The sequence below is a fragment of the Allobosea sp. P5_A5 genome (assembly GCF_056400625.1).
Window position 1 is genome coordinate 29,918 of record NZ_JBFUKY010000008.1, and the last position, 26,951, is coordinate 56,868.

The window sequence follows — 26,951 nt, forward strand, 5'->3', positions numbered from 1 at the left end:
AAGCGATAAAAAATAATTCTCTTGTCACGCGCGGTTCCTAAGTCATTATCCCGGCAAGATAAAAAGGACGTCTTCATGTCGATCGCCAAGGAAATCGCGCCCCATCTGCCCTATCTGCGTCGCTTCGCACGCGCGTTGAGCGGCACGCAAGCCAGCGGCGATGCTCATGTCGTCGCGATGCTTGAAGCGCTGGTCGCCGATCCTTCCGGATTCCCGCGCGATGTCGATCCGCGCATCGGTCTCTACCGTGTGTTCCTGAAGCTCTGGTCTTCCACGGGCATCGACAGCAGCCAGCCTGTCGTCGAACTCGGGCAGGCGCCGGCCGAGCGCAACCTCGAGGCGCTCACGCCGCGGCCGCGTCAGGCCTTCCTGCTGCGGACCGTCGAGGGCTTCTCGATCGACGAGGTCGCGGGGATCATGAACCTGTCCGCGAACGACGCGGCGTCGCTGATCCAGACAGCCGGCCAGGAGATCGCCGAGCAGGTCGCCACCGACGTGCTCATCATCGAGGACGAGCCGATCATCGCACTCGACATCGAGACGATGGTTGAGGAGCTCGGCCACACGGTGACGGGTGTGGCGCGGACCCAGCGGGAGGCGATCGCGCTGGTGGCGAAGAAGCGTCCCGGACTGGTGCTCGCCGACATCCAGCTGGCCGATGGCAGCTCCGGCCTCGATGCGGTCAACGAGATCCTGGCCTCGATCGATGTGCCGGTGATCTTCATCACCGCCTATCCCGAGCGTCTGTTGACCGGCGACCGTCCGGAGCCGGCCTTCCTGATCACGAAGCCGTTCCAGCCCGAGGCTGTGAAGGCCGCGATCAGCCAGGCGCTGTTCTTCGATCGGCGTGCCGGCCGCAAGGCGGCCTGAACTGCCCTTAGCTCCGATCCAGCCATTCGAGAACCCGCGATCTTTCGCGGGTTCTTTTTTAGGTCGCCAGGATCGATTGAACGCCGGTCCATCCGCAAGCAACCTCGCTCGCTTTCTTGTTTTGCTGCGCGCCCTCGTCGTCATGCTGGGCTGCGCGGGGTCGCATGCGGGTTTCGCCGAGGCCAGGATAGCGGTGATAGGCGCACCACTCCCGCCGCAGCGGCCAGCCGAACTGGGGCGACGCCTGCCAGATCGACCGGCCAGCGATCAACCGGCCTCTCCGGCGCCGGCCCCCGTATCGGAGCCCCAGCCGCCCCCCGCCTCCTCACCGGCAACGCCGGCGGTATCGAGCTGCCTGGCCGAACTCAAGGCGGTTTCCGGCAACAGGCTGCGCGCGGCAGAGCCGTCTTCGCTGAGCAATGATCCGGCCTGCCGGGTCGAGGAGCCGGTCGTGGTCGAGGCCTTGGCCGCCGGCGCGCAGGGTAGCGCCATCGCCTTGGAGCCGCCTCCAACCTTGAGTTGTGCCATGGCCAAGACGGTGGGAGCCTGGCTCGGCACCACAGCCCAGCCGCTCGCTAAAGGCCATTTCGGCTCGGATCTGACGGCGCTCAGAGTGGGGGGCGGCCAGGAATGTCGGCGGCGGAATCGCAAAGCGGCCGGTCCGGTCAGCGAGCACGCCACCGGGAAGGCGCTCGATATCTTCGCTTTCAGGATTGGCCTGGGCCGGGAGGCCCGCGAAATCTCGGTGGAGAAGCCTGCGCACACAACAGACGGACCGTTCCTGACAGCGATCCGGCAATCAGCTTGCGGGGCGTTCATGACGGCGCTGGGACCGGGCTCGGATCCAGAGCATGCCACTCATCTGCATATCGACATCCAGGAGCGGCGCTCGCGCGCCTCACGCTTTTGCCAGTAGCCCGTCAGCCGATTGAACGAATGTTAGAGACGCATGACCACGACAGGCGGGATCGCGATGTCTCGCGCGGACCTGCGACCACAAGGGCTGGCCGGGCGCGGCGCGCCGCCATGACATCGAGAGCGGCATCCCGCTCCAGGCCGGCGCTGCGCAGATCCTCGAGTTCCCAGAATGGCGGCGGCGAACCGGTCCGGTTCATGGATCGACTGAATACTGGGGTTTCCGCTTGCAGACGACTCACGGCCATTGCCATTCCCATGCCAAGATGAAGCGTCAACTCAAGTCGAGTCCTGTGGTTCCAATGTGCCGGAACCGTGGACATGGTGGGGCGTTCCGTTCCGTTTTCTGGCCAGGAGCATCGAGATGAGCAACAGGCATTCCCGCTTCGGCCTGCCATTGGCGGCATTGGGCTGTCTTCTGACGTTCTCGCTGCCGGCCTGGGCCCAGTCCGGCCCGCCGGCGGGACGGCTGTCCTGCACGATCGGCCCGAATTCGGCCGCCGTGGTGAAGTCGCAGAAGCCGATGGCGTGCCGCTATCATCCGCGGCGCGGCCCCATCCAGTATTACACCGGCACCGTGCGTCAGTTCGGCGTCGATCTCGGTGCGATGCGCGGAACGCGAATGAGCTGGCGCGTCTCCGGTCCTTATGCACGCGCCCCGTTCGGCGCCCTCGCAGGGACCTATAAGACGGCGGAACGGCCTGCCACGGCCGACGGCACCGTCGGGACACCCATCCTGGTCGGCGGGAACGGCAACGCAGTCTCGCTGCGCCCGCTCGCGATGCAGACGCTGCGCGGCGTCAATATTGCCATCGGCGTGACCGAACTCGAGCTGGCTCTGAACACACCGCGCAGGCGCCGCTAGGACAGGCAGCGGCGACGCGAGGGTCCAAAGCGTGAATTTCCCATCGGCCGAGACGGTGACGGGTCGCTCATCGCCGTGAGGCCGATTGGGTGGCCGGTTGTCGTTACGGTTTGATAACTTTGGTGGCGCAGATTCTCAGTTGAATTTGCTACAAATAAAATCCGAAGCGCGTTGCTTCAGGAACATCGCGGGCGATCTCACGTTGAGTTCGCGAATCCCTTGATGGGGAGTGGGACACCATAATCGATGGCCGATATTTGTGTCCTTATCGTCGAAGACGATCCATTTATCGCCATGGATATCGAATCCGCCGTTGCTGAACAGCTCGGCGACCATGCCGAGGTGATCGTTGTGGAGACCGTCGAGGCCGCGCGGCTGGCTGCGAGCCGGAGACTGTCCTGCGCCCTGCTCGACATCGACGTCATCGGCGGGAAAACCTTCGATGTCGCCGATACGCTCCTCAAAACAGGCATCCCCTTCGCTTTCGTTTCCGGCTCGGCGCCTCACGACGTGCCGACGCCATTGCGTTGCGCTCATTTCCTGCGCAAGCCGTTCTCGACGCGGGACATCGCGGCCTTTGTGGTCACCGCGATCGGCGGGTTGCCGGCGAAGACCGCCGCCTGACCACGATACCAGCGTCTGCCTTCGCCGACCCAGTTCCGGTGGCGACTTATCGATCCCCGCTGAATGCCTTGAACGCCGCGCCATAGCCCTCGTGCCAGCGCGACAACGGCGGCCTGTTCTCGATGATGTCTCCCATCGCCCAGGCCATGCGCTTCTGGTCGGTCGCCCGGGTGGTTTCGCCGTCCGGGCACAAGATGTAGAAATCGCCTGCCCCGATCCTTTCGAGCATGAAATCGACGGTCTGCTCCGGCGTCCAGGCGCCTTCGGGTTTCTCGATGCGGCCGCGCGCGGTCAACGGCGTGAAGACGAAACCCGGGATCAGCAGATGCGCGCCGACCCGGCAGCCGGGCGTGTTGCGCAGTTCGTGCTGAAGCGCCTCGGTGAAGACCTTCACGCCCGCCTTGGCGACGTTATAGGCGGGGTTACCGGGCGGGGTGGTGATACCCTGCTTAGACCCGGTGTTGACGATCAGCGCGGGCGCGCCATGGGCGACCATGCCGGGACCGAAAATCTGCGTACCATTGACGATGCCGCCGAGGTTGACCGCAAGCGTCTTCTGCCAGGTCTCGTCGGGACCGAAGACACTGCTTTCGCGCTGGATTCCGGCATTGTTCATCAGCAGATGCACGCCGCCGAACCGGGACGTCACCGCCTCGTGAAGCGCCATGACATCCTCGCGCCGCGAGACATCGGCCGTCAGCGCCAGCACATTCGCCTCGCCGACCAGCGTCGCCAACACCTGGCCGGCAGCGCGTAGCGCTTCGCCGTCGGTGTCGGCGATGGCGACCTTCATCCCAAAGCCCGCAAAAGCGCGCGCGGCGGCAAAGCCGATGCCGGACGCTCCCCCGGTGACCACGGCGACATTGGCGGCGATGAGAGCAGGATGGAGCGTCATGACGATCTCGTGTTGCCGGGCGGCGATGCCGGGGAGGCGGAGATAAGAGGCCGCTCGCGGCGACATCATGACCTGAGCTTGTGCACGCCATGATGGGTGCGGCATGACAGGCGGCCTCACCGGCTTGTCATTGGTATCGGTCCGTAGCTTGAGGCAAGGAAACGGAATGCAGAGGATCGCCGAAGCCCTGACCGTCACTGGAACGGCCTGCGTCACCCCGCGGAGCCGGTTTCTCCGACGCGGCTGGCAAGTGGGGCTGGTCGCGCTCGCCTTGTTGTTGCCGGCGGCATCGGGACGGGCGGCCGAGTCGGAGGCGGTGACATCTCCGCGCGTCGTCGCGACGCTGATTTCCGGCCGCGACGCGGTCACGCCCGGCGAGCGCTTTCGCGTGGCGCTGGTGCAGAAACTCTCGCCGCATTGGCATACCTATTGGCAAAACCCCGGCGATTCCGGCGAGCCGACGAGCCTGCGCTGGTCCCTGCCGCCGGGTGCCACAGCCGGCGAGATCGCCTGGCCGGCGCCCAGCGCGATCCGCGTCGACCCGCTCGTCAATTTCGGCTTCGAGGGCACCGTCGTCCTGCCTATCGAGATCACCGTGCCTGGAGACGCCAAGGTCGGCGAGCCTTTTGCCTTTGAGGCGAAGGCGACCTGGCTTGTCTGCGAGAAGGTCTGCATTCCGGAGGAAGGCTCGTTTTCGCTGAGTCTGCCTGTCGCAGCCTCAAGCCAGGTCGACCCGGTGGCGACGCAGACCATCGAGGCCGCGCTCGCCGCCCTGCCGCAACCGGCCGGTTTTCGCGGTTCGCTGAAAGGCGAGGGAGACGGCCTCTCGCTCGCCTTGCCGGGCCTCCCGGTGGATGCGCAGGATGTCAGGTTCTTCCCGCTTTCGGACACGCTGATCGACCATGCCGGGGAGCAGAGCTTCACGCCGGGCGCTCAACCGGCGCTGGTCCTGGTGCGCTCGGGCGCGTTCAAGCTGGAGCAGCCGGAGATCACTGGCGTTTTGACGTATCGGCAGGGCGGGCAGCGCCGATCGCTGAAGCTGGTGGCCGATGCCGATCCCGCGCTGATCTCTCAGGCGACGACCGCTGCCGAGGCTTCGCGTCCGGCCGTCCTGCGGGTGCCGGTGGCGCCGGAGGGCGCGGATCTGACCTGGCTCACCGCGCTCGCTTTCGCCTTTGCCGGAGGGCTGATCCTCAACCTGATGCCCTGCGTCCTGCCGGTGCTGTTCATCAAGGCTCTGGGCTTCGCGCAGACGGCCCATCGCAGCCGGGCGCAAACGCGCGAGCAGGGACTGCTCTTCCTGTGCGGCGTGCTGCTGACATTCATGCTGCTCGCCGGGGCGGTGATCGCGCTTGGGGCCTTTGGCACCAGCGTCGGCTGGGGTTTCCAGCTGCAATCGCCGCCGCTGGTCATCGGGCTTGCCGTGGTGATGGTGCTGATCGGGCTCAATCTGATCGGAGCGTTCGAGATCGGCGGCTCGGTCGTGGGCGTCGGCGACGGGCTGGCCCGTCAGGACGGTCGGCTTGGCGCGTTCATGACGGGCGTGCTCGCGGTCGTCGTCGCGACGCCCTGCACGGCGCCCTTCATGGGCGCGGCGATGGGCTATGCGATAACGCAAGTTCCCGCAGTCGCGCTGTCGGTCTTCATGGCGCTGGCGCTCGGCTTCGCGCTACCGGTGATGGCTCTGTCCTTTGCGCCCGGACTGTTGCGGCTGGTGCCGAGGCCCGGTCGCTGGATGCTCGTGCTGAAGCAGGGCTTCGCTTTTCCGATGTTCGCCACCGCGATCTGGCTGATCTGGGTTGCGGCCGTGCAGACCGGACCGCAGGGGGTCCTGGCCGCGCTGCTGGCAGTACTGGCAGCCGGTTTCGTGGTCTGGCTCGTTGGCGTCACGCGCGGTCCGCTGCCGCGCCGGGTCTTCGGGACGGCGCTTGCCATCGTGATCGCGCTGAGTGCCGCTTGGTTTACGGTCGAGACCGCCGTGCCGGGGACGAGCTCGGAGGCGCGAGCGGGCGATGTGCAGGCGTGGTCGCCGGAACGGGTGGCGGCGCTGCAGGCGCAGGGCAAACCGGTGTTCGTCAACTTCACCGCAGCCTGGTGCATCACCTGCCTCGCCAATGAGCGCGTCGCCCTCTCGCGGCAGGAGGTCAAGGACACCTTCGCGACGCTCGGCGTGACTTACCTCAAGGGCGACTGGACCAACCGCGATTCGCGCATCGCCCAGGCCTTGGCGGAGCAGGGCCGGGCCGGCGTGCCGCTCTATCTGTTCTACCCCGGCCGCCGCGATGCGCCGCCGGAAATCCTGCCGCAGCTGCTGACCCCCGACAGTGTCGTCGCGGCAGCCGAGCGGGCGGCCGGCAAGGTAAAAGCCGCCGCAGCGCTCTGAGCCGCGCGACATCGCTCCGAAGGCCCTGCCGAAATCAGCGCGAAGCCGTGACGGAGACGGGTCGAACGCTATTGCGAGCGCGGGCCCAGATCGCGCGGGGCGGCGTTGATCGTGACGATCTGACCGTTGCGCATTTCCAGTACCGCCAGACCGCGCTCGACCTGCCCGTCGGCACGGAAGCGGAAGACGCCGTCGGCCCCCGCAAAGCCCGACGCATTGGTCAGCACGGCCTCGGAAAAACGCTGCGACCCTTGCGTGCGGGCCAGCGCTGCCGAAAGCGAAACCGCATCATAGGCCAGCGTCGCGGTGCGCGGCGGCGAGGCGTTGAAACGCTGCTGGTAACGGGCGGCGAAGGCATTGAACCCGGCCGTATCGGGCGAGGCGAACCAGCCGCCGGCGATCGCGGGGATCTGCGCCATGGCATTATCGTTCCAGACGCCGGTGCCGAGCGGCTTGACCTTACGCGGATCGTAACCCGCCTGTTGCAGGGCCTGGCCCAGCGCCGGCATCGCGTCCGCACCGGCCGGCACGAAGAGCGCGTCAGCCTGGCCGAGCGAAGGCATCAGCCGCTGCACGGCGGCCTGCATTGCGGCGGGATCGGCGCCAAAGCGCTCGATCACGGCCACCCGCGCGCCGCGATCCGCGACCGCCTGCTGGAAGGCCGCCTCGACGACCTTGCCATAGGCGGTATCGGGCACCAGCGCCGCGAACGATTTCCGGCCCTGCTGAGCGGCATAGGCGATGACGCGGTTGACGTCGTTCTCGGGCGGGAAGGACAACAGATAGATGCCGCGCGCGGCGACGTTCGAATCGCTGGAAAAGGCGATGACCGGGCGGTTGGCGGCGCGCGCGACCTGCCCCGCAGCCTGCACGGCCGGCGCGAACAACGGGCCGATGACCAGTTCGGCGCCTTCGGCGATGGCCTGCTGAGCGGCGGCCCGCGCGCCTTCGGCGGTTCCGCGATCGTCCTTGACCAGCAGCGTCAGGTCGGCGTTGGGAAATTCGGCGAGCGCCATCTCCGCGGCGTTTCTCATCGCATTGCCGACCATGCCGCCCTGGCCTTCGGCCCCGAGAGGCAAAATCAGCGCAGCCTTGACCTTGCCGGTGCCGATCGTCTGGCCACTCGGCGCGGCCGGCTCGGCGCCGCCGCCAGCCTCGAAACCAGGAACGCCGGAGGTTCCGCCGCCACAGGCGGCCAGCATCAGGCTGAGCGAGCCGGCGAGCAGATGCGACTTCAACCGCAAGGCCGATGCGAAGTGCCGATGGTGCAACACGGACGTTCTCCCGTCGTGGCCGGAGAGACGATTTTGTCTCGACCCGGCATGCTGGCCCGGAGGCCGGTCGTCATCCCCTCGCGGGACTGTCGTGCCAGTGCTCCATGCTATTTTCAAGTTGTTAACTATGGGTTGCGGCATGCTGACGTGGCGCGGGCCGCCGCGCTGTGGCAGCGTCGCACGATGACGACCGCAGGCCCTCCCCGTTCCACCAGCTACGTCGCCTTTGGTCTCAAGGCCGAGGCTGAGCCGCTCGCGCCCGGCCTGCATATCGTCGCGACGCCGATCGGCAATCTACGCGACATCTCGTTTCGGGCGCTGGCGACGCTTGCCGCCGCCGACGGAATCCTGGCCGAGGATACGCGCACCTCGAAGGTGCTGTTGGCGCATTATGGCATCGCGACGCCGCTTTACGCCTATCACGAGCACAATGCCGAGCAGATGCGGCCGAAGATCCTCGGCAAGCTACGCGAAGGCGGCAAGCTCGCGCTGATCTCCGACGCCGGCACGCCGCTTGTCTCCGATCCCGGCTACAAGCTCGTCGCTGAGCTGGTGGCTGAGGGACTGCCGGTAACCGGTATTCCGGGGCCTTCCGCCGTGCTGGCGGCGCTGGTGCTGGCCGGCCTGCCGACCGACCGGTTCTTCTTCGAAGGTTTTCTCCCGCCGAAATCGGCAGGGCGGAAGACGCGTCTGACCGCGCTCGCGGCCATCCCCGGCACGCTGGTGTTCTTCGAATCACCGCGCCGGCTCACCGAGATGCTGGCGGATGCGGCCGCCGTCCTCGGCCCTCGCCCCTCGGCCGTGGCGCGCGAGTTGACGAAATTTCATGAGACCGTGCAGCGCGGCACACTGCCGGAGCTTGCCGCGCATTACGAGGACGACGAGGAGCCGCGCGGCGAGATCGTGGTGATCATCGGACCGCCCGGGGCCGACGCACTGATGCCGAGCGACGACCTGATCGACGAACGCCTGCGCGAAGCGCTCGAGAAGGTCTCGCTCAAGGAGGCGGTGGCGCAGGTCGCGGCCGAGACCGGGCAGCCGCGCCGCAAGGTCTATGCGCGCGCCCTCGAACTCACCCGCGACGCGCCGTGAGCGGGGCCGCCGCCGATCCGGACAGACGCAGCCGCCGGGCCCGCCGCTCGGGCCTGACGGGGCGGCGCGCCGAATGGCTCGCCATCCTTTGGCTGATGGCAAAGGGCTACCGGCTGCTGGAGCGCCGATTCGGCGGCAAGGGCGGCGAGATCGACCTGGTGATGAAGCGTGGCCGCACCGTCGCCTTCGTCGAGGTCAAGGCGCGCGGCCGGCTGGAGGACGCGCTTCACGCGCTCACAGCCGAGAAGCAGCGGTTGGTCGAGCGGCGCATCCGGCAGTGGCTGACGCGCAACCCCTGGGCGGAGGGCCATGATTTGCGGGCCGACGCGGTGTTCATGGCACCGTGGCGGCGGCCGCGCCATGTGCCCGCTGCGTTCGAGCTTGTCCTGTGACGCAGGGCGACCTACTTGCGAGGTTCGCGGCGCCTGTCCGATAAGAACCGGCCGCAACAGGAAGCCTGCCGATGACCCTTTCCGTCGCCATCCAGATGGACCCGATCGAGCGCGTGCGGATCGCCGGGGATACCGGCTTCGCCCTGATGCTGGAGGCACAGGCGCGGGGCCACTCGCTGCACACCTACACGCCTGACAAGCTCTCGCTGCGCGACGGCACCATCACGGCGCGGATGCGGCCTGTCACGGTGCGCGACGTCGAAGGCGATTATTTCACCCTCGGCGACGAGGAAAGGGTCGATCTCTCGACGCTGGACGTGGTGCTGCTGCGGCAGGACCCGCCCTTCGACATGGCCTATGTCACCACCACCCATATGCTGGAGCGAATCCACCCCAAGACGCTGGTGGTCAACAACCCCGCCGAAGTGCGCAATGCGCCGGAGAAGATCCTCGTCACGCATTTCCCCGAGCTGATGCCACCGACGCTGATCACCCGCGACCGCGCCGAGATCGAGGCGTTCCGCGACGAGTTCGGCGAGATCGTGATGAAGCCGCTTTACGGGCATGGCGGCGCGACGGTGTTCAAGACAGGCAAGGGCGACCCGAATTTCGGCTCGCTGTTCGACCTGTTCAGCAACCTCTTCCGCGAGCCCTGGGTGGTTCAGGCTTTCATCAAGGAGGTCTCGGAAGGGGACAAGCGCATCATCCTGATCGACGGCAAGGCGGCCGGCGCGGTCAACCGGGTGCCAGCCGTGGGCGACCTGCGTGCCAACATGGTGCGGGGTGGGGCTGCGCGACCGACCGATCTGTCGAAGCAGGAGCTCGCGATCTGCGAGGCGATCGGCCCCGAGCTCAGCCGTCGCGGCCTGCTGCTCGTCGGCATCGACGTGATCCACGGCAAGCTGACCGAGATCAACGTCACCGCGCCGACCGGGGTGCGTGCGATCAAGAAGCTCGGCGGGCCGGATCTGGCAGCGCAGCTGTTCGACGTGATCGAGGCCAAGCGCTGACTCAGCCGGCGCCGCTGCCGTTCAGCGGGTTCTCCTCGTCCCAGCCATAGCGCAACGTTTCGAAGCGCATGGTCAGCGCGTCGAGCAGCAGCAGCTTGCCGACCAGCGGCTCGCCGAAGCCGGTGATGGCGCGGATGGCCTCCAGCGCCATCAAAGAGCCGATGATGCCCGGCAGCGCGCCGAGGATGCCTGCCTCCGCGCAGGTCGGGATCGTGCCCGGCGGCGGCGCGTCGGGAAAGAGGCAGCGCCAGGTCGGGTTGGGCTGGCCATCCGGGCCGGTCTCATGCGCGCGGATCGTCGTCACCGACCCGTCGAAGCGGCCGAGCGCGCCCATCACCAGCGGCTTGCGCTCGTAAAAGCAGGCATCGGAGACGGCGTAGCGGGTGGCGAAATTGTCGGAGCCCTCGACCACAACGTCATAGAACGCGATCATCGCGCGGGCATTGTGCGGATCGATACGGGTGACGTGCTCCTCGACGATCACCTCCGGGTTGAGGTTGCGCACGAATCGCGCCGCGGCGACGACCTTGTGCGCGCCGATATCCTCGGTCGTGAAAATCGTCTGGCGCTGGAGGTTGGACAGCGAGACGATGTCGTCATCGACGATGCCGATCTTGCCGACACCCGCCGCCGCCAGATACTGGATCAGCGGCGCGCCCAAGCCACCGGCGCCGACCACCAGCACGCGCGCGTTCTTCAACCGCTGCTGGCCCGGCCCGCCGATCTCCGGCAGGACGATATGGCGGGCATAACGCTCGATCTCGTCTTCGCTCAGACTCATGCCCAAGGTTTAGGCCTGCGCGACGGGCCCGGCAATCGCCCTGTCCGATCCGGAACCGGCTAGCGACTTGGCCAGGCTGCCGGCTCGTGCCATCGTAAGCCATCGAGGGGCCGGGCAACGGCGCCCGGCGTCGACAGGGGATCAGTGGCATGCGGTTGGCTTCTTTCGCGGCGGCGTTCGCCGGCGTTGCGCTTTCGGCGATGACGGCTTTCGCGCAGCAGGCGATCAAGCCGGCGGTCGTCTACGACAAGGGCGGAAAATTCGACAAATCCTTCAACGAGGGCGTCTTCATCGGCGCCGATCGCTTCAGGAAGGAGACTGGCGTCGAGTTCCGCGATTTCGAGCCGACCAACGACGCGCAGATCGAGCAGGCTCTGCGCCGCTTCGCGCGGGACGGCAATTCGCCGATCATCGCCGTCGGCTTCAGTCAGGCGACCCCGCTGCAGAAGGTCGCGGCCGAATTTCCCGATCTGAAGTTCACCATCATCGACATGGTGGTTGACCTGCCGAACGTGCAGTCGGTCGTGTTCAAGGAGCAGGAGGGCTCCTATCTCGTCGGGCTGCTCGGGGCGATGGCCTCGAAAAGCGACAAGCTCGGCTTCGTCGGCGGCATGGACATTCCGCTGATCCGCAAATTCGCCTGCGGCTATGTTCAGGGCGTGAAGGCGGCGAAACCGAATGCCGAGATCTTCCAGAACATGACGGGTTCGACGCCCGCCGCCTGGGCCGACCCGGTGAAGGGTGGTGAACTCGCCAAGTCGCAGATCGATCGCGGCGCCGACGTGGTCTATCACGCCGCCGGCGCGACCGGCATCGGCGTACTGCGCGCGGTGACGGACGCCGGCAAGCTCGGGATCGGCGTCGATTCCAACCAGAATTCGCTACACCCCGGCAAAATCCTGACCTCGATGCTGAAGCGCGTCGATGTTGCCGCCTACAACTCGTTCAAAGCGGCGCGCGACGGCAGCTGGAAGCCGGGACTTTCGGTGCTGGGCCTGAAGGAAGGCGGCATCGACTGGGCCTTGGACGACAACAACAAGGCACTGATTACGCCCGAGATGAAGGCCGCCGCGGACAAGGCCAAGGCCGACATCATCGCCGGCACCGTGCAGGTGCACGACTACATGTCGGACCAGAAATGCACGATGTGAGCGGACTGTAGGCTTCCGAGGTGAAGATCACGGTTCTCGGTTCGGGCGACGCATTCGGTTCGGGCGGGCGCTTCAACACCTGCCTGCATGTCGAGACGACCGAGAGCGCGATCCTGCTCGATTGCGGCTCTTCCAGCATGACCGCCCTCAACAAGGCGGGGATTGCGCGCAACGGTCTTTCGGCTGTGCTTTTTACGCATTTCCACGCCGACCATTTCGGAGCCTTGCCGGCCTTTCTCCTCGATGCGCAGCTGATTTCGCGGCGGACGGAGCCTCTGACGATCGCCGGCCCTCGCGGCATCGCGCAACGGACGGCCGCGATGATCGAAGCGAATTTTCCGGGCTGCTCGTCCCTCGACTGGCGCTTCCCGCTGAATTTCATCGAGGTTTCGCCCGGCGATCCCCAGACCATCGCCGGAATAGCGGTCGAAGCGTTCCCAATGGACCATGACCAGCGGGCAGGCCCCTGCCAGGGCTACAGGCTGGCGCATGGCGGCAAGGCCTTCGCCTATTCGGGCGATACCTGCTGGACCGAAAGCCTTCTCCCGCTGGCTGACGGGGCCGATGTCCTCCTGCTCGAATGCTGCACCTGGGACGTCAGACTCCCGGGTCATCTCGACTACCGGACATTGACGGAGAACCGCGCTCGACTTGCGACACCGCGCATCGTGCTGACGCATATGGGTCCATCGATGCTGGAGCGGAGCGAGGCCTTGGCCGAGGAGCGGGCTCATGACGGTCTGGTGATCGCGCCATGAGCACGCACGATCCCGCCATGCCTGCCATCGCGCTCATCGGCATCTCGAAGCGCTTCGGTCCGGTCGCGGCCAACAGGGACGTTTCGCTGGCGGTCGCGGCCGGCTCGATCCACGGCATCGTCGGCGAGAACGGGGCCGGCAAATCGACGCTGATGTCGATCCTGTACGGCTTCTACGAGGCCGATTCCGGCGAGATCCGGATCAAGGGCGTGCCCACGCGCATCCGCTCTTCGGCGGACGCGATCGCAGCCGGCATCGGCATGGTCCATCAGCACTTCATGCTGGTGGAAACCTTGAGCGTGGTCGAGAATATCGTGCTCGGTGCCGAGGACGGTCCGCTGCTCAAAGGAGGGCTGGCCAAGGCCCGCGCCGAGCTTGAGCGGCTGTCGCGGGACTACGGGCTTGCGATCGATCCGGACATGCGTGTCGGCGACCTGTCGGTCGGCTTTCAGCAGCGCGTCGAAATTCTGAAGGCGCTCTACAGAGGCGCGGATATCCTGATCCTGGACGAGCCCACCGCCGTGCTGACGCCGCCTGAGGCCGATCAGCTCTTCGGACTGCTGCGGGCGCTGCGAGACCAGGGCAAGACCGTGATCCTCATCACGCACAAGCTGCGCGAGATCATGGATGTGACCGACCGCGTCTCGGTGATGCGACGCGGCGAGATGGTGGTCCATCTGGACACCGCCGAGACCTCGCCCGCCGCGCTGGCGGAGGCGATGGTCGGCCGGCGCGTGCTGCTACGGGTCGAGAAAACACCTCGGCGGCGCGGCGCGCCGGTGCTTGAAACCGCCGGCCTGTGCTGCCGCGACGAGCGCGGCGCCGAGGTGCTGCACGATGTCGGGCTGACGCTACATGAAGGCGAGATCGTCGGCATCGCCGGCGTCGCGGGCAATGGGCAAAGTGAATTGCTCGAAGTCCTGGCCGGGCTGCTCCAGCCTTCGCGCGGAGTGGTACGGCTCGGCGGCAACATCCTGTCGGCGGCACAGCGCCATCCGGCAGCCCTGCGCCGTCGCGGCCTGATGCATATCCCTGAGGATCGGCATCGCAGCGGGCTCGTCACGACCTTCAGCGCAGCCGAGAACACCATCCTCGGCTATCAGAACGATCGCGCCTACGCCTCCGGCCCGCTGCTTTCTCCGCGACGGATCGAGGCGCATGCCCGCGCGGCCTTCGCGGACTATGATGTGCGCCCGCCGGACCCCGCCCTGAAGACCGCGAAATTCTCCGGCGGCAACCAGCAGAAAATCGTGCTGGCGCGCGAGATCGAGCGGGGCCCCAGGGTGCTGCTCGTCGGCCAGCCGACGCGGGGCGTCGATATCGGCGCGATCGAGTTCATCCACCGCCGTCTGATCGCGCTGCGCGATGCTGGCGTCGCGATCCTGCTCGTCTCGGTCGAGCTGGAGGAGGTGATGGCGCTGTCGGACCGCATCATCGCGATGTGCGGCGGGCGGATCACCGGCGAGCGAGCGGCGGACGCGACCGACGAACGCGATCTCGGCCTGCTGATGGCCGGCGTGACGGACGAGGCGGCGTGATGGATCAAAGGCTGACATTGGTGACGCTGGGCGTGGCCGACCTCGAACGGTCGCGCCGGTTCTATGCCGCGCTGGGCTGGCGCGAGATCGAGCCCCGGCAAAATGGCGTTGCGTTCTTTCAGCTCAACGGCATCGGCCTATCGCTATTTTCGCGGGCGGAGCTGGCAAAAGATGCGGGCTTGGACGACGTTGCGGCCGGCTTTGCCGGAATGACGCTCGCGCATAACCTGCGCAGCGAGGCCGATGTCGACGGGCTTTTTGCCGAGATGGTCGGTGCAGGGGCCACCCCGATCAAGACGCCTCGGAAGGTGTTCTGGGGCGGTTATTCCGGTTATGTCGCCGATCCCGACGGGCATCTTTGGGAATTGGCTCATAACCCGTTCTTCCCGCTCGACGCCGCCGGCAACGTGACGCTCGCCGGATGAGCGCCGCGCCGGTCGATCTGCCGCGCTGGGCCGATACCGCGCTGGTGCCGCTAGTCTCGGTCGCGGCCGCGTTGCTGGTGGCCGGGCTTGTCGTCATCGGCATCGGCGAGAACCCGCTGGAGGCGACGGTCCTGTTGCTGCGCGGCTCGCTCGGCAGCGCCGAGGGCATCGGCTTCACGCTGTACTACACGACGAACTTCATCTTTACGGGGCTGGCCGTCGCTGTCGCCTATCATGCCGGGCTGTTCAATATCGGCGGCGAGGGGCAGGCCACGATCGCGGGAATTTGCGCTGCCATCGCGTGCAGCGCCGTCGGCTCGCTGCCGGGCTTTCTTGCGGCGCCCATTGCGATCCTGGCGGCGGCGGCGGGCGGGGCGGCCTATGGTTTCATCCCCGGCTGGCTGCAGGCCAGGCGCGGAAGCCATGTCGTCATCACCACGATCATGCTGAACTTCGTCGCTGCGACGCTGGTGGTTTATCTGCTCCGAGAGGTCATCGGGAAGACCGGATCGATGCAGCCGGAGACGCCGGATTTTCCGGCATCGGCGATCCTGACCCCGATGCATCTCTGGCTCGCGCCGCTCGGTATCAAGCTGCCGGCGACCCCGCTCAACACCGCCTTCTGGCTGGCACTGGCGTCGCTGCTCGCCGTCTGGGTGCTGATCTGGCGGACGCGGCTGGGTTATGCGATCCGCACCGTCGGCGCCAATCCGCGCGCGGCGGCCTATGCCGGTATTTCGCCTGCCGCTGTCACGATGATCGCCATGGCGATCTCGGGCGCGTTTGCCGGCGGGCTGGCGGTCAACGAGGCGCTCGGCGTGCAGCACAGGCTGGTCCTGGATTTCACCGCCGGCTACGGCTTCGTCGGCATCGCGGTCGCGCTGATGGGCCGCGCCCATCCTATCGGCGTCGGTCTCGCGGCGCTGCTCTTTGGCATCCTTTATCAGGGCGGCGCCGAACTCTCCTTCGACAAGCCGGCCATCACCCGCGACATGGTCGTGGTGATCGGCGGCGTGCTGATCCTGTTCGCGGGCGCGCTCGACGGGCTGTTTCGGTGGGCCGTGGCGCGGGGCTTGCAGCTGTGGCCACGGCGATGAGGCTGCGTCCCTTGTCATTCCGGGGCGGTCCAAAGGACCGAACCCGGAACCTACGACCGGGTAGGTCCGACATCAGCAAATACCTGGCGTCTCATTCCATCGTGGGTTCCGGGTTCTTCGCTTTGCGAAGCCCCGGAATGACAATGGGAGCTGCATGATGGAATGGCTCCAGACCATCGCTGTCGTACTGGATTCGATGGTTCGGCTCTCCATCCCGCTGATCTGCGCGGCGATGGCGGGACTGTGGTCGGAGCGCGCGGGCGTCGTCGATATCGGGCTGGAGGGCAAGATGCTGATCGCGGCCTTTGCGGCGGCGGTGACCGCGTTCGCGACGGGTTCGGCCTGGGCCGGGCTCGCCGCCGGGATCGCGGCGTCGGTGCTGTTCTCGCTGCTGCACGGTTTCGCGTCGATCACGTGGCGCGGCAACCAGATCGTGTCCGGCGTCGCGATCAACATGCTCGCGGTGGGACTGACGGCGATCCTCGGCAATGCCTGGTTCGGCCAGGGCGGACGCACGCCGGCGCTTGAAGGGGCGGCGCGCTTTGGCGAGCTGACCCTGCCGTTCGCGCCCTGGGCGCGCGAGCATGTTCCAACGCTCGGCCTGCTCTATGACGAGGTCGTTTCGGGGCATGGCGCGCCGGCCTATCTGGCACTTGCCTGTGTCGTCTCCACCGCCTGGGTGCTGAAGCGGACGCGCTTTGGCCTGCGTATCCGCGCCGTCGGCGAAAACCCGGCGGCCGTCGATACGGCAGGCATCTCGGTTGCGGGGTTGCGCTATGCGGCCGTTGCGATCTGCGGCGTGCTCTGCGGCATCGGCGGCACTTATCTGGCGGTGGCGCAATCGGCGGGTTTCATTCCGCAGATGACGGCCGGGCGCGGCTTCATCGCGCTCGCCGCCGTGATCTTCGCGAACTGGCGGGCCTGGCCGGCCTTTGCCGCCTGCCTGCTGTTCGGGCTGCTCGATGCTCTTGCGATTCGTTTGCAGGGCGTCAGCCTGCCCGGCATCGGGCTCGTGCCGGTGGAGGCGATCCAGGCCTTGCCCTATGTCATGACGATCATCCTGCTCGCGGGTTTCATCGGCCGCGCGACACCGCCGAAGGCCTCGGGCCTGCCCTATGTCAAGGAACGCTGAGATGGCCTCCGAGCCCGACTTCGAGGCCTTGTTTGAAGCTGCCGCCCGTGTCCAGGCCCAGGCCTACGCGCCCTATTCGCGCTTCAAGGTCGGCGCGGCGATCCTCTCCGAAGACGGCACGATCCATGCCGGCTGCAATGTCGAGAACGCGGCCTACCCGGTGGGCAATTGCGCGGAGGCGGGGGCCATCGCGGCGATGATCGCGACCGGCGCACGCGAAATCCGCGCTGTGCTCGTCTACGGGGACGGGGCGGAGCTGGTGACGCCCTGCGGCGCCTGCCGCCAGCGCATCCGCGAATTCTCCGCGCCCGAGACGCCGGTCGCGATCGCGGGACCGGACGGCATCCGCGCCCGCTTCACGCTGGACGCACTGTTGCCAGTCTCGTTTGGACCCGCCAATTTGCCGCGCTGATTTGCGGACGACCTGCTTTTTTGGAGAGAAGACGTGATGGCGGGTGATCCGGCCTTCGATGCGGCGGTGTCCGCCCTGCAAGCCCACGGGGTCGAGGGGCCGATCGACTGCGCGCTGGTGCTGGGCACCGGGCTCGGCGGAGTCGTCGAGGACGTCGAGAACCCGATCACCATTTCCTATTCCGCCTTGCCCGGCTTCCCGCAAGGCGAGGTTACCGGTCATGCCCGGCAGCTCTGCTACGGCACGCTGTTCGGCCGCAAGGTGTTGATCTATCAGGGCCGGGCGCATTTCTACGAAGGCGGCGATGCCGCCGTGATGCGCGTGCCGCTCGGCATTCTGACCGCGTTCGGCTCGCCGCCGTTGATCCTGACGAATGCAGCCGGCTCGCTGGTGCCGGAGATGGGGCCTGGAAGCCTCGCCCTGATCACCGACCACATCAATCTGAACGGGCCGAACCCGCTGATCGGCGACACCGGCGACGGGCGCTTTGTGCCGATGGTCGACGCCTATGATCCGCTTCTGCGTAGCTGCTTGACGCGCGCGGCCGCCAGCGCAGCGGTACCGCTCGGCGAGGGCGTCTATCTGTGGTTCACCGGGCCGAGCTTCGAAACGCCTGCGGAAATCCGGATGGCGAAGGCCCTCGGCGCCGATCTCGTCGGCATGTCGACAGTGCCGGAGGTGATCCTGGCGCGACGGCACGACATCCGCGTCGCGGCGATCTCGGTCGTGACCAATATGGGGGCCGGCCTGCATGGCGGCGCGCCGCATCACAGCGAGACGCGCGACGTCGCGGGCATGGCGTCGCGTTCCCTGCGCAAGCTGCTGCACGCGTTCCTTTCGGAGCTTTGACGATGCCCGATGCCACCCTGTCCGACACGGCGCTCGCCAGGCGGGCGCTGGGCCTGCTCGACCTGACGGATCTCGCGGAGGACGCGACCGAGGCCGGGGCGCGGGACCTTTGCCACCGCGCGACGACCAGCCCCGTCCCCGTCGCCGCCATCTGCCTGTGGCCGCGCTTCGTCGCCACCGCGCGTGCGGCGCTGGGTGAAAACAGCGCCGTCCGGGTCGCGACAGTCGTCAATTTTCCAGCCGGAGAAACCGCCCTTGCTCCGGTCGTTCTCGAAACCGAGCAGGCGCTCAAGGCCGGCGCCGACGAGATCGACCTTGTCCTGCCTTGGCGCGCTTTTCTTGCCGGCGATGAGGCCATGGCGTCTGCGATGGTGCGCGAGGTCAAGGGCTGTTGTGGTGCCAAGCTGCTGAAGGTCATTCTGGAAACGGGCGAATATCCCGAGCTCGACAGCGTCAGGGTAGCCTCCGAACTCGCCATCGCGGCGGGCGCGGATTTCATCAAGACATCCACGGGCAAGACCGCGCAGGCCGCCAGCATTCCCGCCGCCCGCACCATGTTGGGGGTGATCGCCGCCGCAGGGCGCCCGGTCGGGCTGAAACCCTCGGGCGGCATCCGGACGCTTGCCGACGCGACGAGCTATCTCGATCTTGCTGATGCGATCATGGGACCGGACTGGGCGACGCCCGCGACGTTCCGCTTCGGCGCCAGCGGGCTTTACGGCGCGCTTGTTGCAACGATCGAAGGCGGCGCGCAGCCCACTCGCCCGGAGCACTACTGATGCGACTGACGCAGGAGATCATTGCGGCCAAGCGTGACAGTCACGAGCTGCCCGACGCCGATATCCGCCAGATCATTGCCGGGCTGACCGATGGTTCGGTCAGCGAGGGCCAGGCGGCGGCCTTCGCCATGGCGGTCTATTTCAACGACATGACCGAGAAGGAGCGGGTGGCGCTGACACTCGCCATGCGCGATTCCGGCACCGTACTGCGCTGGGACGACCTGCCGGGTCCTGCGCTCGACAAGCACTCGACAGGCGGCGTCGGCGACACCGTGAGCCTGCCGCTGGCAGCAGCCGTTGCTGGATGCGGCGGCTATGTGCCGATGATTTCGGGGCGCGGCTTGGGTCATACCGGTGGCACACTCGACAAGCTCGACGCCGTGCCGGGCTATGTCACGCAGCCGGACATCGACCTCTTTCGCAAGGTGGTGGGCGAAACAGGCTGCGCGATCATCGGCCAGACCGCCGATCTCGCCCCCGCCGACAAGCGGCTCTATGCCATCCGGGATGTCACGGCGACGGTCGAGACGATCCCCTTGCTAGTCTCCTCGATCCTGTCGAAGAAGCTTGCCGCCGGCCTGCACGGCCTCGCCATGGACGTCAAATTCGGCTCCGGCGCCTTCCTGCCGGATTATGGCAAGGCGCAGGCTCTGGCGCAGGCACTGGTCGGCGTCGCCAATGATGCCGGGCTGCCGACGACCGCGTTGCTGACCGACATGAACGAACCGCTGGCGAGTGTGGCCGGCAATGCGCTCGAGGTCGCCTATGCGCTCGATCATCTGACAGGGCGGCGGCGCGAACCGCGTTTCCATGAGGTCACCGTGGCGCTCGGTGCCGAGATGCTGGTGCTGGGCCGGTTGGCGGCGAATCTCGACGAGGCGCGCCTGCGGATCGAGCAGGCCTTCGCATCAGGCGCTGCGGCCGAGCGCTTTGCCCGGATGGTCGTCGCGCTCGGCGGGCCGGCAGACCTGCTGGAACGGCCAGAGCAGCATCTGGCGCGCGCGCCGGTCGTAAAGCCGGTCCATGCCGGCCGCTCTGGCGCTGTCACCGCCATCGATACGCGCGCGGTCGGTCTGGCCGTCGTTGCGCTCGGCGGCGGAAGGCTGCGCCCGCAGGACCGTATCGACCCGGCCGTCGGACTAACGGAGATGGCCGAGATCGGCATGGAGATCGGGCCCGACCGCCCGCTGGCGATCATTCATGCCCGCAGCGAGGTCGACCATGCCGCAGCGAGCGCGCGCTTGCGCGAGGCCTATCGGATCGGGGAAGCTGGCGAACGCGGCGAATTGATCGCCGCACGGATCACGGAAAGAACACGCGCATGAGTCTGCTTCTGGCCATGCAGGGCTGGCATATCGAGGATTGGCGGGCGCGCTTCCAGGCGCTGCTGCCGGAGATGCCGATCGTCGTGCTCGGCGAACCCTTCGATCGCCGCGCCGTGCACTATGTCGCGAGCTGGAAACATCCGCCGGGCAGCCTGACCGGCTTGCCGAACCTCGCCGCGATCTTCTCGCTCGGCGCCGGCGTCGATTTCCTCTTTGCCGACGAGAAGCTGCCGGATGCGCCGATCGCGCGCGTGGTCGATCCGGATCTGACCACGCGGATGAGCGAATATGTCGTGCTGCATTGCCTGATGTATCTGCGGCAGCAGCACCGCTACATGCGCCAGCAGCAGGCGAAGGCGTGGGAAGACGATCGGCATCAGCCGGCCGCGCGCTCTCTGCGCGTTGGCATCATGGGGCTGGGCGAACTCGGGCTCGACGCGGCGCGCAAGCTGCAGGCGATCGGCTTCACCGTCGCCGGCTGGAGCCGCTCCGCCAAGGCGGTCGAGGGGCTGACGACCTTTTCCGGCGAAGACGGAATGAAGGATTTCCTGGCTCGCACCGACATCCTCGTCAGCCTTCTGCCATTGACGCCTGAGACGCGCGGAATGATCAATGCCGAGCTGATCGGAGCGCTGGCGAAGGACGGGCGGCTGGGGCCCTTCCTGATCAATGCCGGACGCGGCGGCCTGCAGGTCGAGAGCGATATCCTGGCGGCGCTCGACGCGGGCACGCTCAAGGGCGCCACGCTGGATGTCTTCGAGACCGAGCCGCTGCCGGTTGAATCCACCCTCTGGAGTCATCCGGCCGTGACCGTGACCCCGCACAACGCCGCGATGTCGGAGCCGGAAGCGATCGCCACGCTCATCGCCGCGCAGATCCGGCGGCTGGAAGCCGGCGAGCCGTTGCACCATGCGGTCGATCCGGCGCGAGGCTATTGAGGGCTCAGGCCACCCGCTTGTCGGGCGAATCGCAGATATCGTTCAGGATGCAACGGCCGCATTCGGGGCGCAGCGCCTTGCAGGTGTAGCGGCCGTGCAGGATGAGCCAGTGATGAGCGTGGTGGCCGAACTCGGCCGGCACTGCCTTCTCCAGGCCGAGCTCGACCTGCAGCACATTCTTGCCGGGCGCGATCCGCAGGCGGTTCGAGACCCTGAAGACGTGGGTATCGACCGCATGGGTGATCTCGCCGAAGGCGATGTTGAGCACGACATTCGCCGTCTTGCGGCCGACGCCAGGCAGGCTCTCCAGCGCTTCGCGCGTGGCCGGGACCTCGCCGCCGAATTCCGCGATCAGCTTTTCGCTGAGGGCGACGACGTTCTTCGCCTTGGTCCGAAACAGGCCGATCGTCCTGACATAGTCGCGGACCTTGTCCTCGCCGAGCGCGAGCATCTTCTGCGGCGTGTCGGCGACCGCGAAGAGCGGCCGCGTCGCCTTGTTGACGCCGGCATCGGTCGCCTGCGCGGAGAGCACGACGGCAACAAGCAGCGTAAAGGCATTCACCGATTCCAGCTCGCCCTTGGGCTCGGGATCGACGGCGCGGAAGCGCTCGAAGATTTCGCGGATTTCGGCCGGTTTGCGGGCACGCATGGATGATTTCGCGGCGCGCGGCAATGTGATGTTTTTCGCGGGCGCGGCCTTGCGCGGAGGCCTGTTCTGCTGGTCCATCCCGGCGTTATAATGCGCCCATGAACCTCGGCAAGAGCCTCGACGAGGGCAGCGGCGACCCTGCGTCACGCCCGGTCTTCGACGCCACGATCACGCCGCACCGCTCGCTGGGGCAGAACGGCTTCCGGATCGTGATGGCATTGGTGTGCCTGTCGAGCGTTGTCTCGTCGGTCCCGTTCGTCGTTCTCGGTGCCTGGCCTGTTGCGGGGTTCTTCGGGCTCGACGTGCTGGCGCTGTTCATCGCCTTCCACGTCAATTTCCGCCATGCCCGCGCCTTCGAGCGAATCGTCGTGACGCCGCTCGAAATTCTTCTGCGCAAGGTGTCGCATCATGGACGGGAAGCCGTCTGGCGGTTCAGCCCAACCTGGACACGGTTGGAGCGTCAGACCGATCCGGATTACGGCCTGCTCGGGCTGAAACTGGTGTCGCGCGGGCAGAGCGTCACGGTCGCCGGGGCGCTGTCACCGGCGGAGCGGGCGGGCTTCGCCGATGCGCTCGGTTCGGCCCTGGCGGCGGCGCGACGCGGGCCGGATTACGGGCATTCCTGAGGTCTGGCCGGATCTTGCTTGCCAGCTTTCGGGTGGGCGCGGCATGGTCGCCGCCCTAACCTCGCAGCACGATCCAGGTTGCGAGGTTCAACCCAATGACCCTGCTTGCTCAGATGAAGACGACCGCCTCGATGAAAACGGCGATGACCCCGACGCGCTTCTCCAATGCCGTGCTGGCGCGCGCGACCGATGCGATGCCGAGCGAGGCGGATTTCCCGAGCGCATTGCCGGGCTCCGACTATGACACGGTGCGGCGCATCCTGGCCTTCATCACGCATAACTGGCGCGAACAGCCGACGATCGAGGCGATCGCGGAAGCGGCCGGCGCGACGCCGACCGACGTGCATCACCTTTTCCGACGCTGGTGCGGACTGACTCCGAAAGCCTTCCTGCAGGCGATCACGCTCGACCATGCCAAGGGGCTGCTCGCGTCCTCCGCCAGTCTTCTCGATACCGCGCTGGAGGTGGGCTTGTCCGGGCCAGGGCGGCTGCACGACCTCTTCGTCACCCATGAAGCGATGTCGCCGGGCGAATGGAAGACCGGCGGCGGAGGCTTGAGGCTCTCCTATGGCTTCCACGGCTCGCCTTTTGGGGAATCGCTGGTGGTCATCACCGAGCGCGGGCTTGCCGGCCTCGGCTGGGTTTCGACCAGCGTCGATGGCGGCAAGGTCGTCGGCGGCCGGGCGGAGGCGCTGGCCGACATGATGTGCCGCTGGCCGCACGCCGATTATCATTACGATCCGGCGCTGACGGCGCCCTATGCCGCGCGCATCTTCGACCCCAAGGCCTGGGCGGCCGAGACGCCGTTGCGCGTCGTGCTGATCGGCACGGATTTCGAAGTCCGCGTCTGGGAGACGCTGCTGCGGATTCCCGTTGGCAGGGCCACCACCTATGGCGACGTCGCCCAGCGGATCGGCAAACCAAGCGCGGCGCGGGCTGTCGGCATGGCTGTCGGCAAGAACCCGATCTCCTTCGTCGTGCCGTGCCACCGGGTCATCGGGAAGTCTGGCGCGCTCACCGGCTACCATTGGGGGCTGACGCGCAAGCGCGCCATTCTCGGCTGGGAAGCCGGGCAGACCGCCGCCGGCTGAGACCTATCTGCGCAGATACATGTCCCAGCACGGCGCCAGCGCGACCGGGTCGCGGTCGATCAGCGCCCCGGCGAAATGCCGCCGCAAGGCTTCGCGGTTCGGCGTCGGCGGACATTTGGGCACCAGGATCGCGTCCGTTGTAGCCAGTTCGCTCAGCGTGTCGCTCTCGAGCGCGGGCGTGCTGCGCTCCGGATCGGCGCCGATGGGCACGTCGCGGGCCGGCTTCCGGTCGAGCAGCCAATTCATCGGATCGACGAAATCGAGCGTTAAGAAGCCGTTGAGCCGGCGGCGATTCCGGGTTTCCCAAAGATCGATCGCGCGCACGGCCTGCTGCACCTCAAGCAGCCACGTCGCCTGATAGTCGATCTCCGAATAGAGAATGTGGGACGCCATCAGGCCGTGGGAGACGAGGTCGCGATAGCCGGCCTGCTGTGCGGCGTAATGATCGAGCATCCGCGCCGCGCGCTGTGCGATCTCGGCCTTGACGCTGACATGGCCGAGCGTGCCGAGTTCGGGCAGGTCTAGTTTGGTATAGGTCGGCGCCGCCAACAGCACGCGGGCGCTGCGCTCGATATAAATCACCAGAGACGGCAACACCGCCGCCATCAGCAGCACCAATACGACCGGGCGCAGGCGATCGTCGGTGCGGGTCCACCACTGCGCCAGCAACAGCAGAACGATCGGCCAGATGCCGATGAATTCCAGCGAGCCGCTGTTCTGCGTCTCGAAAAAGGCCAGGGCCAGGGAGGCGATGGCAAGCCAGCCGATCGGGCCGTCGGCCAGCAACTGCCAGCCTGAGCGCGTGCGCGGCAGGCCCTCGCGCCAAGCGGCGTAGCCCAGCACCGCGAGCAAAGCCGCCAGCGCTCCGATGACGTTGAACTTGACGGACGCGACGGTCAGGAAGCGCGGCAGCAGGTCGTCGGTGTTGAGCGCGAGCAGCTCGAAGATGTCCGAGACATAAGCCGAGACCAGGCCCGTCGAGACCTCGATGCCGCCCAGCGCCAGAATGGTGAGCGCCGCGGCCGCTGCGACATCGGCAAGGCGCATGCGGCCGACCGCCAATGCATAGCCGACGAGCAGGGTGCCGGTGACCGCGCCGGTGATCTTGACCAGGAACAGCGCCAGCATGAGCGCCGCGACCAGCCCGACCCGCAGGCGCCGCCGCTCGACGAACAGCAGCGTCGCGACCAGCAGATACAGCAACAGCGCCACATGCCGGTTGTAATGCCCGTAGCCGTCGAAACCCGGCGAGGGGTAAAGCGAGTGCAGATTGATCGGCAGCGCCGCGAAGAGCAGGAACGGCAGCAGCAATGCCAAGGCCTGCGAACGGCGGCGCGGCGCCAGATCGCTCATCAGCAGCGCGAGGAGCGGCAGCAGGACCGGCAGGAGTGCCCAGTTAGCCAGCAGCATCGGCTGCGCCTTGGGGAACAACCGGTCCAGTCCTGCGGCAAGGTAATAGCCCAGCGGGCCGACCGGGGCGAAGAAATCGAGACCCGGCGCCTGACCGACCCGAATACGCTGGATCGCGTCGAGATAGACCACCGTATCCCAGGCGTTGGGCCCGAGTGGCAGGCGCAAGGGCAGGCTCAGCGCCACCGCCGCCGCCAGCGCGAATGCAACGATCCAGAGATAGGGATTGCCCACCCGGCGCCAGACGAGGCTGCGCCCAAGCCTCGGCCGTCCCGTGCTGATCTCGCCAATCGCCAATGCGGGCGCTCCTGTTCGAGCGCCCGTTCTGGCAGAGAAAACTTACCAACTGGCTGACGCGGCTGGCAAAATCCGCCGTGATGGAGCCTGCGTCAGAGCACGCCCCGCTTCGCCAGATGGCGCATCAGATGCGAGGCGCCGTAGGTCCAGGGCTCGCATGCGTCGGTGCGCTTCATCCGGTTGACGAGGCTGCCGAGTTCCGGCGCGGCGATGGTGACGATGTCGCCGTATTTGTGGGTGAAGCCGCCGCCCGGCGCATCGCGATCCTTGATCGGCGCGAACATGGTGCCGAGATAGAGCGCCGCCCCGTCCGGATACTGGTGATGCGGGCCGATCATCTGGGCTGCGAGATCGGCCGGGTCGCGGCTGATCCTGGCGATCGAGGACGAGCCTTCCAGTGTGAAGCCGTCCTCGCCTTCGACCGTCAGCGTCACCGTCGTCTGGCGGATATGATCAAGCGTGAAAGCATCGTCGAAAAGGCGGATGAAAGGCCCTACCGCGGCCGCCGCATTGTTGTCCTTGGCCTTGCCGAGCAGCAGGGCGGAGCGGCCCTCGACATCGCGTAGGTTGACGTCGTTGCCGAGCGTGGCGCCGATGATCGTGCCCGACGAGGCGACTACGAGCACGATTTCGGGCTCGGGGTTGTTCCAGCTCGAGGACGGATGCAGACCGGCATCGAAGCCGCTGCCGACCGTCGACATCGCCGGGGCCTTGGTGAATATCTCGGCGTCGGGGCCGATGCCGACCTCGAGATACTGGCTCCAGGCGCCTTGCGCGATCAGCACCTCCTTGAGATGCATCGCCTCGGGCGAGCCCGGCTTCAGCTTCGAGAGATCGTCACCGATAAGCTTGCCGATCTCCTCACGGATCGCGACCGCAGCGGCCGGGTTGCCGCGCGCCTTCTCCTCGATGACGCGCTCCAGCATCGAGACCGCGAAGGTAACGCCGGCCGCCTTTACCGCCTGCAGATCGAGCGGCGAAAGTAACCAGGGTTTCGAAACGTCGCGGGCATCGATGGGGGTGTTGGCCAGGATATCGGCGAGCGATCCGACGATTTCGCCTTTCGCGGCTGCCAAAGACCTGGCCGGGTCGGTCTCTTCGCAAAGATCGCGGCTCGTCGGGAAGCTCGCGGTGACATCGACGAGATCGTTGCCGCGCAGCGTCACGACGGCGGGACCGCCATGATCCGGCCGCCAGACACGGCCGAGCAGCACAGCGGCGGCGGCATCCTTCGGCAGGGTGGCGCCGGGCGAAAGCATGAAAGCGGGCATCGACGAGATCCGGGCAGGCGGGGCACCGAAGCCCCGGGAAACGGAGAACAACCGGTTCGCCTGAAATGCGCAACCCCGTTCACGACGATAGGAGGATTGCGG

At 67.0% G+C, this 26,951-nt stretch carries 28 protein-coding genes; 21 read left to right on the forward strand and 7 right to left on the reverse strand.

Annotation, left to right across the window (positions count from 1 at the left end):
* Nucleotides 1–75: 75 nt before the first annotated feature.
* Nucleotides 76–870, forward strand: a complete 795-nt coding sequence (locus AC1DR6_RS16035) for a response regulator (RefSeq protein WP_476830250.1) — start codon at nt 76–78, stop codon at nt 868–870.
* Between the two features lie 58 nt (nt 871–928).
* Here the strand turns inward: AC1DR6_RS16035 and AC1DR6_RS16040 are convergent, their stop codons facing one another.
* The gene (locus AC1DR6_RS16040; protein WP_476830460.1) at nt 929–1,141 is read right to left on the reverse strand and encodes a hypothetical protein; all 213 of its coding nucleotides are present in this window, start codon (nt 1,139–1,141) and stop codon (nt 929–931) included.
* On the opposite strand from AC1DR6_RS16040, the gene AC1DR6_RS16045 reads away from it, so the two are divergent.
* The 3 genes from AC1DR6_RS16045 (at nt 1,064) to AC1DR6_RS16055 (ending at nt 3,274) form a co-directional block, all read left to right on the forward strand.
* Nucleotides 1,064–1,786, forward strand: coding sequence for an extensin-like domain-containing protein (locus tag AC1DR6_RS16045; protein ID WP_476830450.1), 723 nt, complete (start codon nt 1,064–1,066; stop codon nt 1,784–1,786). The genes AC1DR6_RS16040 and AC1DR6_RS16045 overlap by 78 nt on opposite strands.
* Before the next feature lie 363 nt (nt 1,787–2,149).
* Nucleotides 2,150–2,650, forward strand: a complete 501-nt coding sequence (locus AC1DR6_RS16050; RefSeq protein ID WP_476830251.1) for a DUF992 domain-containing protein — start codon at nt 2,150–2,152, stop codon at nt 2,648–2,650.
* 294 nt (nt 2,651–2,944) lie between these two features.
* The gene (locus AC1DR6_RS16055) at nt 2,945–3,274 is read left to right on the forward strand and encodes a response regulator (protein ID WP_476830252.1); all 330 of its coding nucleotides are present in this window, start codon (nt 2,945–2,947) and stop codon (nt 3,272–3,274) included.
* Between the two features lie 46 nt (nt 3,275–3,320).
* On the opposite strand, the gene AC1DR6_RS16060 is transcribed toward AC1DR6_RS16055, so the two are convergent.
* A complete protein-coding gene (locus AC1DR6_RS16060; protein ID WP_476830253.1) occupies nt 3,321–4,169 on the reverse strand; it encodes an SDR family NAD(P)-dependent oxidoreductase in 849 nt (282 codons plus the stop codon).
* Nucleotides 4,170–4,335: 166 nt separating this feature from the next.
* Between AC1DR6_RS16060 and AC1DR6_RS16065 the strand changes: the two genes are divergently transcribed.
* Entirely contained in the window at nt 4,336–6,552 is a 2,217-nt protein-coding gene (locus AC1DR6_RS16065) for a protein-disulfide reductase DsbD family protein (protein ID WP_476830254.1), read from the forward strand.
* A 68-nt stretch (nt 6,553–6,620) separates the two neighbouring features.
* Here AC1DR6_RS16065 and AC1DR6_RS16070 read toward each other — a convergent pair whose 3' ends face one another.
* Complete coding sequence (locus AC1DR6_RS16070; protein WP_476830255.1) at nt 6,621–7,826, reverse strand: penicillin-binding protein activator; 1,206 nt, start codon at nt 7,824–7,826, stop codon at nt 6,621–6,623.
* Between the two features lie 183 nt (nt 7,827–8,009).
* Here AC1DR6_RS16070 and rsmI point away from each other — a divergent pair, with 183 nt between their 5' ends.
* The 3 genes from rsmI to gshB all read left to right on the forward strand — a co-directional run bounded on the left by rsmI (nt 8,010) and on the right by gshB (nt 10,320).
* The gene (rsmI, locus tag AC1DR6_RS16075) at nt 8,010–8,918 is read left to right on the forward strand and encodes a 16S rRNA (cytidine(1402)-2'-O)-methyltransferase (RefSeq protein WP_476830256.1); all 909 of its coding nucleotides are present in this window, start codon (nt 8,010–8,012) and stop codon (nt 8,916–8,918) included.
* Nucleotides 8,915–9,310, forward strand: a complete 396-nt coding sequence (locus AC1DR6_RS16080) for a YraN family protein (protein ID WP_476830257.1) — start codon at nt 8,915–8,917, stop codon at nt 9,308–9,310. The genes rsmI and AC1DR6_RS16080 overlap by 4 nt, the downstream gene beginning before the upstream one ends.
* A 71-nt stretch (nt 9,311–9,381) precedes the next feature.
* Nucleotides 9,382–10,320, forward strand: coding sequence for a glutathione synthase (gene gshB, locus AC1DR6_RS16085; protein WP_476830258.1), 939 nt, complete (start codon nt 9,382–9,384; stop codon nt 10,318–10,320).
* Between the two features lies 1 nt (nt 10,321).
* Here gshB and AC1DR6_RS16090 read toward each other — a convergent pair whose 3' ends face one another.
* Nucleotides 10,322–11,101 (reverse strand): HesA/MoeB/ThiF family protein, encoded by a 780-nt coding sequence (locus tag AC1DR6_RS16090; RefSeq protein WP_476830259.1) that lies wholly within the window; start codon nt 11,099–11,101, stop codon nt 10,322–10,324.
* A 149-nt stretch (nt 11,102–11,250) separates the two neighbouring features.
* On the opposite strand from AC1DR6_RS16090, the gene AC1DR6_RS16095 reads away from it, so the two are divergent.
* The 11 genes from AC1DR6_RS16095 (at nt 11,251) to AC1DR6_RS16145 (ending at nt 21,505) form a co-directional block, all read left to right on the forward strand.
* A complete protein-coding gene (locus tag AC1DR6_RS16095) occupies nt 11,251–12,252 on the forward strand; it encodes a BMP family lipoprotein (RefSeq protein ID WP_476830260.1) in 1,002 nt (333 codons plus the stop codon).
* Nucleotides 12,253–12,272: 20 nt separating this feature from the next.
* Nucleotides 12,273–13,010 carry an MBL fold metallo-hydrolase gene (locus AC1DR6_RS16100; protein WP_476830261.1) on the forward strand — a complete coding sequence of 246 codons (738 nt, stop codon included), beginning with the start codon at nt 12,273–12,275 and terminating at the stop codon, nt 13,008–13,010.
* The gene (locus AC1DR6_RS16105) at nt 13,007–14,548 is read left to right on the forward strand and encodes an ABC transporter ATP-binding protein (RefSeq protein ID WP_476830262.1); all 1,542 of its coding nucleotides are present in this window, start codon (nt 13,007–13,009) and stop codon (nt 14,546–14,548) included. The genes AC1DR6_RS16100 and AC1DR6_RS16105 overlap by 4 nt, the downstream gene beginning before the upstream one ends.
* Nucleotides 14,548–14,973 carry a VOC family protein gene (locus tag AC1DR6_RS16110; protein ID WP_476830263.1) on the forward strand — a complete coding sequence of 142 codons (426 nt, stop codon included), beginning with the start codon at nt 14,548–14,550 and terminating at the stop codon, nt 14,971–14,973. Before AC1DR6_RS16105 ends, AC1DR6_RS16110 begins: the two co-directional genes overlap by 1 nt.
* Nucleotides 14,970–16,070 (forward strand): ABC transporter permease, encoded by a 1,101-nt coding sequence (locus AC1DR6_RS16115; protein ID WP_476830264.1) that lies wholly within the window; start codon nt 14,970–14,972, stop codon nt 16,068–16,070. Before AC1DR6_RS16110 ends, AC1DR6_RS16115 begins: the two co-directional genes overlap by 4 nt.
* Before the next feature lie 157 nt (nt 16,071–16,227).
* Entirely contained in the window at nt 16,228–17,202 is a 975-nt protein-coding gene (locus AC1DR6_RS16120; RefSeq protein WP_476830265.1) for an ABC transporter permease, read from the forward strand.
* 1 nt (nt 17,203) lies between these two features.
* Nucleotides 17,204–17,614 carry a cytidine deaminase gene (locus AC1DR6_RS16125; protein WP_476830266.1) on the forward strand — a complete coding sequence of 137 codons (411 nt, stop codon included), beginning with the start codon at nt 17,204–17,206 and terminating at the stop codon, nt 17,612–17,614.
* Between the two features lie 36 nt (nt 17,615–17,650).
* Nucleotides 17,651–18,463 (forward strand): purine-nucleoside phosphorylase, encoded by an 813-nt coding sequence (locus AC1DR6_RS16130; RefSeq protein WP_476830267.1) that lies wholly within the window; start codon nt 17,651–17,653, stop codon nt 18,461–18,463.
* A 2-nt stretch (nt 18,464–18,465) separates the two neighbouring features.
* Nucleotides 18,466–19,242: a deoxyribose-phosphate aldolase gene (deoC, locus tag AC1DR6_RS16135; RefSeq protein WP_476830268.1), complete on the forward strand. Its 777-nt coding sequence runs from the start codon at nt 18,466–18,468 to the stop codon at nt 19,240–19,242.
* Nucleotides 19,242–20,567 carry a thymidine phosphorylase gene (deoA, locus tag AC1DR6_RS16140; RefSeq protein ID WP_476830269.1) on the forward strand — a complete coding sequence of 442 codons (1,326 nt, stop codon included), beginning with the start codon at nt 19,242–19,244 and terminating at the stop codon, nt 20,565–20,567. Before deoC ends, deoA begins: the two co-directional genes overlap by 1 nt.
* Nucleotides 20,564–21,505: a 2-hydroxyacid dehydrogenase gene (locus AC1DR6_RS16145; protein WP_476830270.1), complete on the forward strand. Its 942-nt coding sequence runs from the start codon at nt 20,564–20,566 to the stop codon at nt 21,503–21,505. The genes deoA and AC1DR6_RS16145 overlap by 4 nt, the downstream gene beginning before the upstream one ends.
* Nucleotides 21,506–21,509: 4 nt before the next feature.
* On the opposite strand, the gene nth is transcribed toward AC1DR6_RS16145, so the two are convergent.
* On the reverse strand, nt 21,510–22,232 hold the full coding sequence (gene nth, locus AC1DR6_RS16150; RefSeq protein ID WP_476830271.1) for an endonuclease III: 723 nt from the start codon (nt 22,230–22,232) through the stop codon (nt 21,510–21,512).
* 20 nt (nt 22,233–22,252) lie between these two features.
* On the opposite strand from nth, the gene AC1DR6_RS16155 reads away from it, so the two are divergent.
* Both AC1DR6_RS16155 and AC1DR6_RS16160 read left to right on the forward strand, forming a co-directional pair.
* The gene (locus AC1DR6_RS16155; RefSeq protein WP_476830272.1) at nt 22,253–22,780 is read left to right on the forward strand and encodes a DUF2244 domain-containing protein; all 528 of its coding nucleotides are present in this window, start codon (nt 22,253–22,255) and stop codon (nt 22,778–22,780) included.
* A 194-nt stretch (nt 22,781–22,974) separates the two neighbouring features.
* The gene (locus AC1DR6_RS16160) at nt 22,975–23,871 is read left to right on the forward strand and encodes a methylated-DNA--[protein]-cysteine S-methyltransferase (RefSeq protein ID WP_476830451.1); all 897 of its coding nucleotides are present in this window, start codon (nt 22,975–22,977) and stop codon (nt 23,869–23,871) included.
* Nucleotides 23,872–23,874: 3 nt separating this feature from the next.
* Here the strand turns inward: AC1DR6_RS16160 and AC1DR6_RS16165 are convergent, their stop codons facing one another.
* Entirely contained in the window at nt 23,875–25,578 is a 1,704-nt protein-coding gene (locus AC1DR6_RS16165) for a hypothetical protein (RefSeq protein WP_476830273.1), read from the reverse strand.
* Nucleotides 25,579–25,670: 92 nt separating this feature from the next.
* A complete protein-coding gene (locus AC1DR6_RS16170) occupies nt 25,671–26,849 on the reverse strand; it encodes a fumarylacetoacetate hydrolase family protein (protein WP_476830274.1) in 1,179 nt (392 codons plus the stop codon).
* Nucleotides 26,850–26,951: the final 102 nt, after the last annotated feature.

Bases quoted from the DNA above. Each gene is read 5' to 3' on its own strand.
- AC1DR6_RS16035 (WP_476830250.1), top strand. From the start codon at position 76: ATGTCGATCGCCAAGGAAATCGCGCCCCATCTGCCCTATCTGCGTCGC.
- AC1DR6_RS16050 (WP_476830251.1), top strand. From the start codon at position 2,150: ATGAGCAACAGGCATTCCCGCTTCGGCCTGCCATTGGCGGCATTGGGC.
- AC1DR6_RS16055 (WP_476830252.1), top strand. From the start codon at position 2,945: ATGGATATCGAATCCGCCGTTGCTGAACAGCTCGGCGACCATGCCGAG.
- AC1DR6_RS16060 (WP_476830253.1), bottom strand. From the start codon at position 4,169: ATGACGCTCCATCCTGCTCTCATCGCCGCCAATGTCGCCGTGGTCACC.
- AC1DR6_RS16065 (WP_476830254.1), top strand. From the start codon at position 4,336: ATGCAGAGGATCGCCGAAGCCCTGACCGTCACTGGAACGGCCTGCGTC.
- rsmI (WP_476830256.1), top strand. From the start codon at position 8,010: ATGACGACCGCAGGCCCTCCCCGTTCCACCAGCTACGTCGCCTTTGGT.
- gshB (WP_476830258.1), top strand. From the start codon at position 9,382: ATGACCCTTTCCGTCGCCATCCAGATGGACCCGATCGAGCGCGTGCGG.
- AC1DR6_RS16090 (WP_476830259.1), bottom strand. From the start codon at position 11,101: ATGAGTCTGAGCGAAGACGAGATCGAGCGTTATGCCCGCCATATCGTC.
- AC1DR6_RS16095 (WP_476830260.1), top strand. From the start codon at position 11,251: ATGCGGTTGGCTTCTTTCGCGGCGGCGTTCGCCGGCGTTGCGCTTTCG.
- AC1DR6_RS16105 (WP_476830262.1), top strand. From the start codon at position 13,007: ATGAGCACGCACGATCCCGCCATGCCTGCCATCGCGCTCATCGGCATC.
- AC1DR6_RS16110 (WP_476830263.1), top strand. From the start codon at position 14,548: ATGGATCAAAGGCTGACATTGGTGACGCTGGGCGTGGCCGACCTCGAA.
- AC1DR6_RS16115 (WP_476830264.1), top strand. From the start codon at position 14,970: ATGAGCGCCGCGCCGGTCGATCTGCCGCGCTGGGCCGATACCGCGCTG.
- AC1DR6_RS16120 (WP_476830265.1), top strand. From the start codon at position 16,228: ATGGAATGGCTCCAGACCATCGCTGTCGTACTGGATTCGATGGTTCGG.
- AC1DR6_RS16125 (WP_476830266.1), top strand. From the start codon at position 17,204: ATGGCCTCCGAGCCCGACTTCGAGGCCTTGTTTGAAGCTGCCGCCCGT.
- AC1DR6_RS16130 (WP_476830267.1), top strand. From the start codon at position 17,651: ATGGCGGGTGATCCGGCCTTCGATGCGGCGGTGTCCGCCCTGCAAGCC.
- deoC (WP_476830268.1), top strand. From the start codon at position 18,466: ATGCCCGATGCCACCCTGTCCGACACGGCGCTCGCCAGGCGGGCGCTG.
- deoA (WP_476830269.1), top strand. From the start codon at position 19,242: ATGCGACTGACGCAGGAGATCATTGCGGCCAAGCGTGACAGTCACGAG.
- AC1DR6_RS16145 (WP_476830270.1), top strand. From the start codon at position 20,564: ATGAGTCTGCTTCTGGCCATGCAGGGCTGGCATATCGAGGATTGGCGG.
- nth (WP_476830271.1), bottom strand. From the start codon at position 22,232: ATGGACCAGCAGAACAGGCCTCCGCGCAAGGCCGCGCCCGCGAAAAAC.
- AC1DR6_RS16155 (WP_476830272.1), top strand. From the start codon at position 22,253: ATGAACCTCGGCAAGAGCCTCGACGAGGGCAGCGGCGACCCTGCGTCA.
- AC1DR6_RS16160 (WP_476830451.1), top strand. From the start codon at position 22,975: ATGCCGAGCGAGGCGGATTTCCCGAGCGCATTGCCGGGCTCCGACTAT.
- AC1DR6_RS16170 (WP_476830274.1), bottom strand. From the start codon at position 26,849: ATGCCCGCTTTCATGCTTTCGCCCGGCGCCACCCTGCCGAAGGATGCC.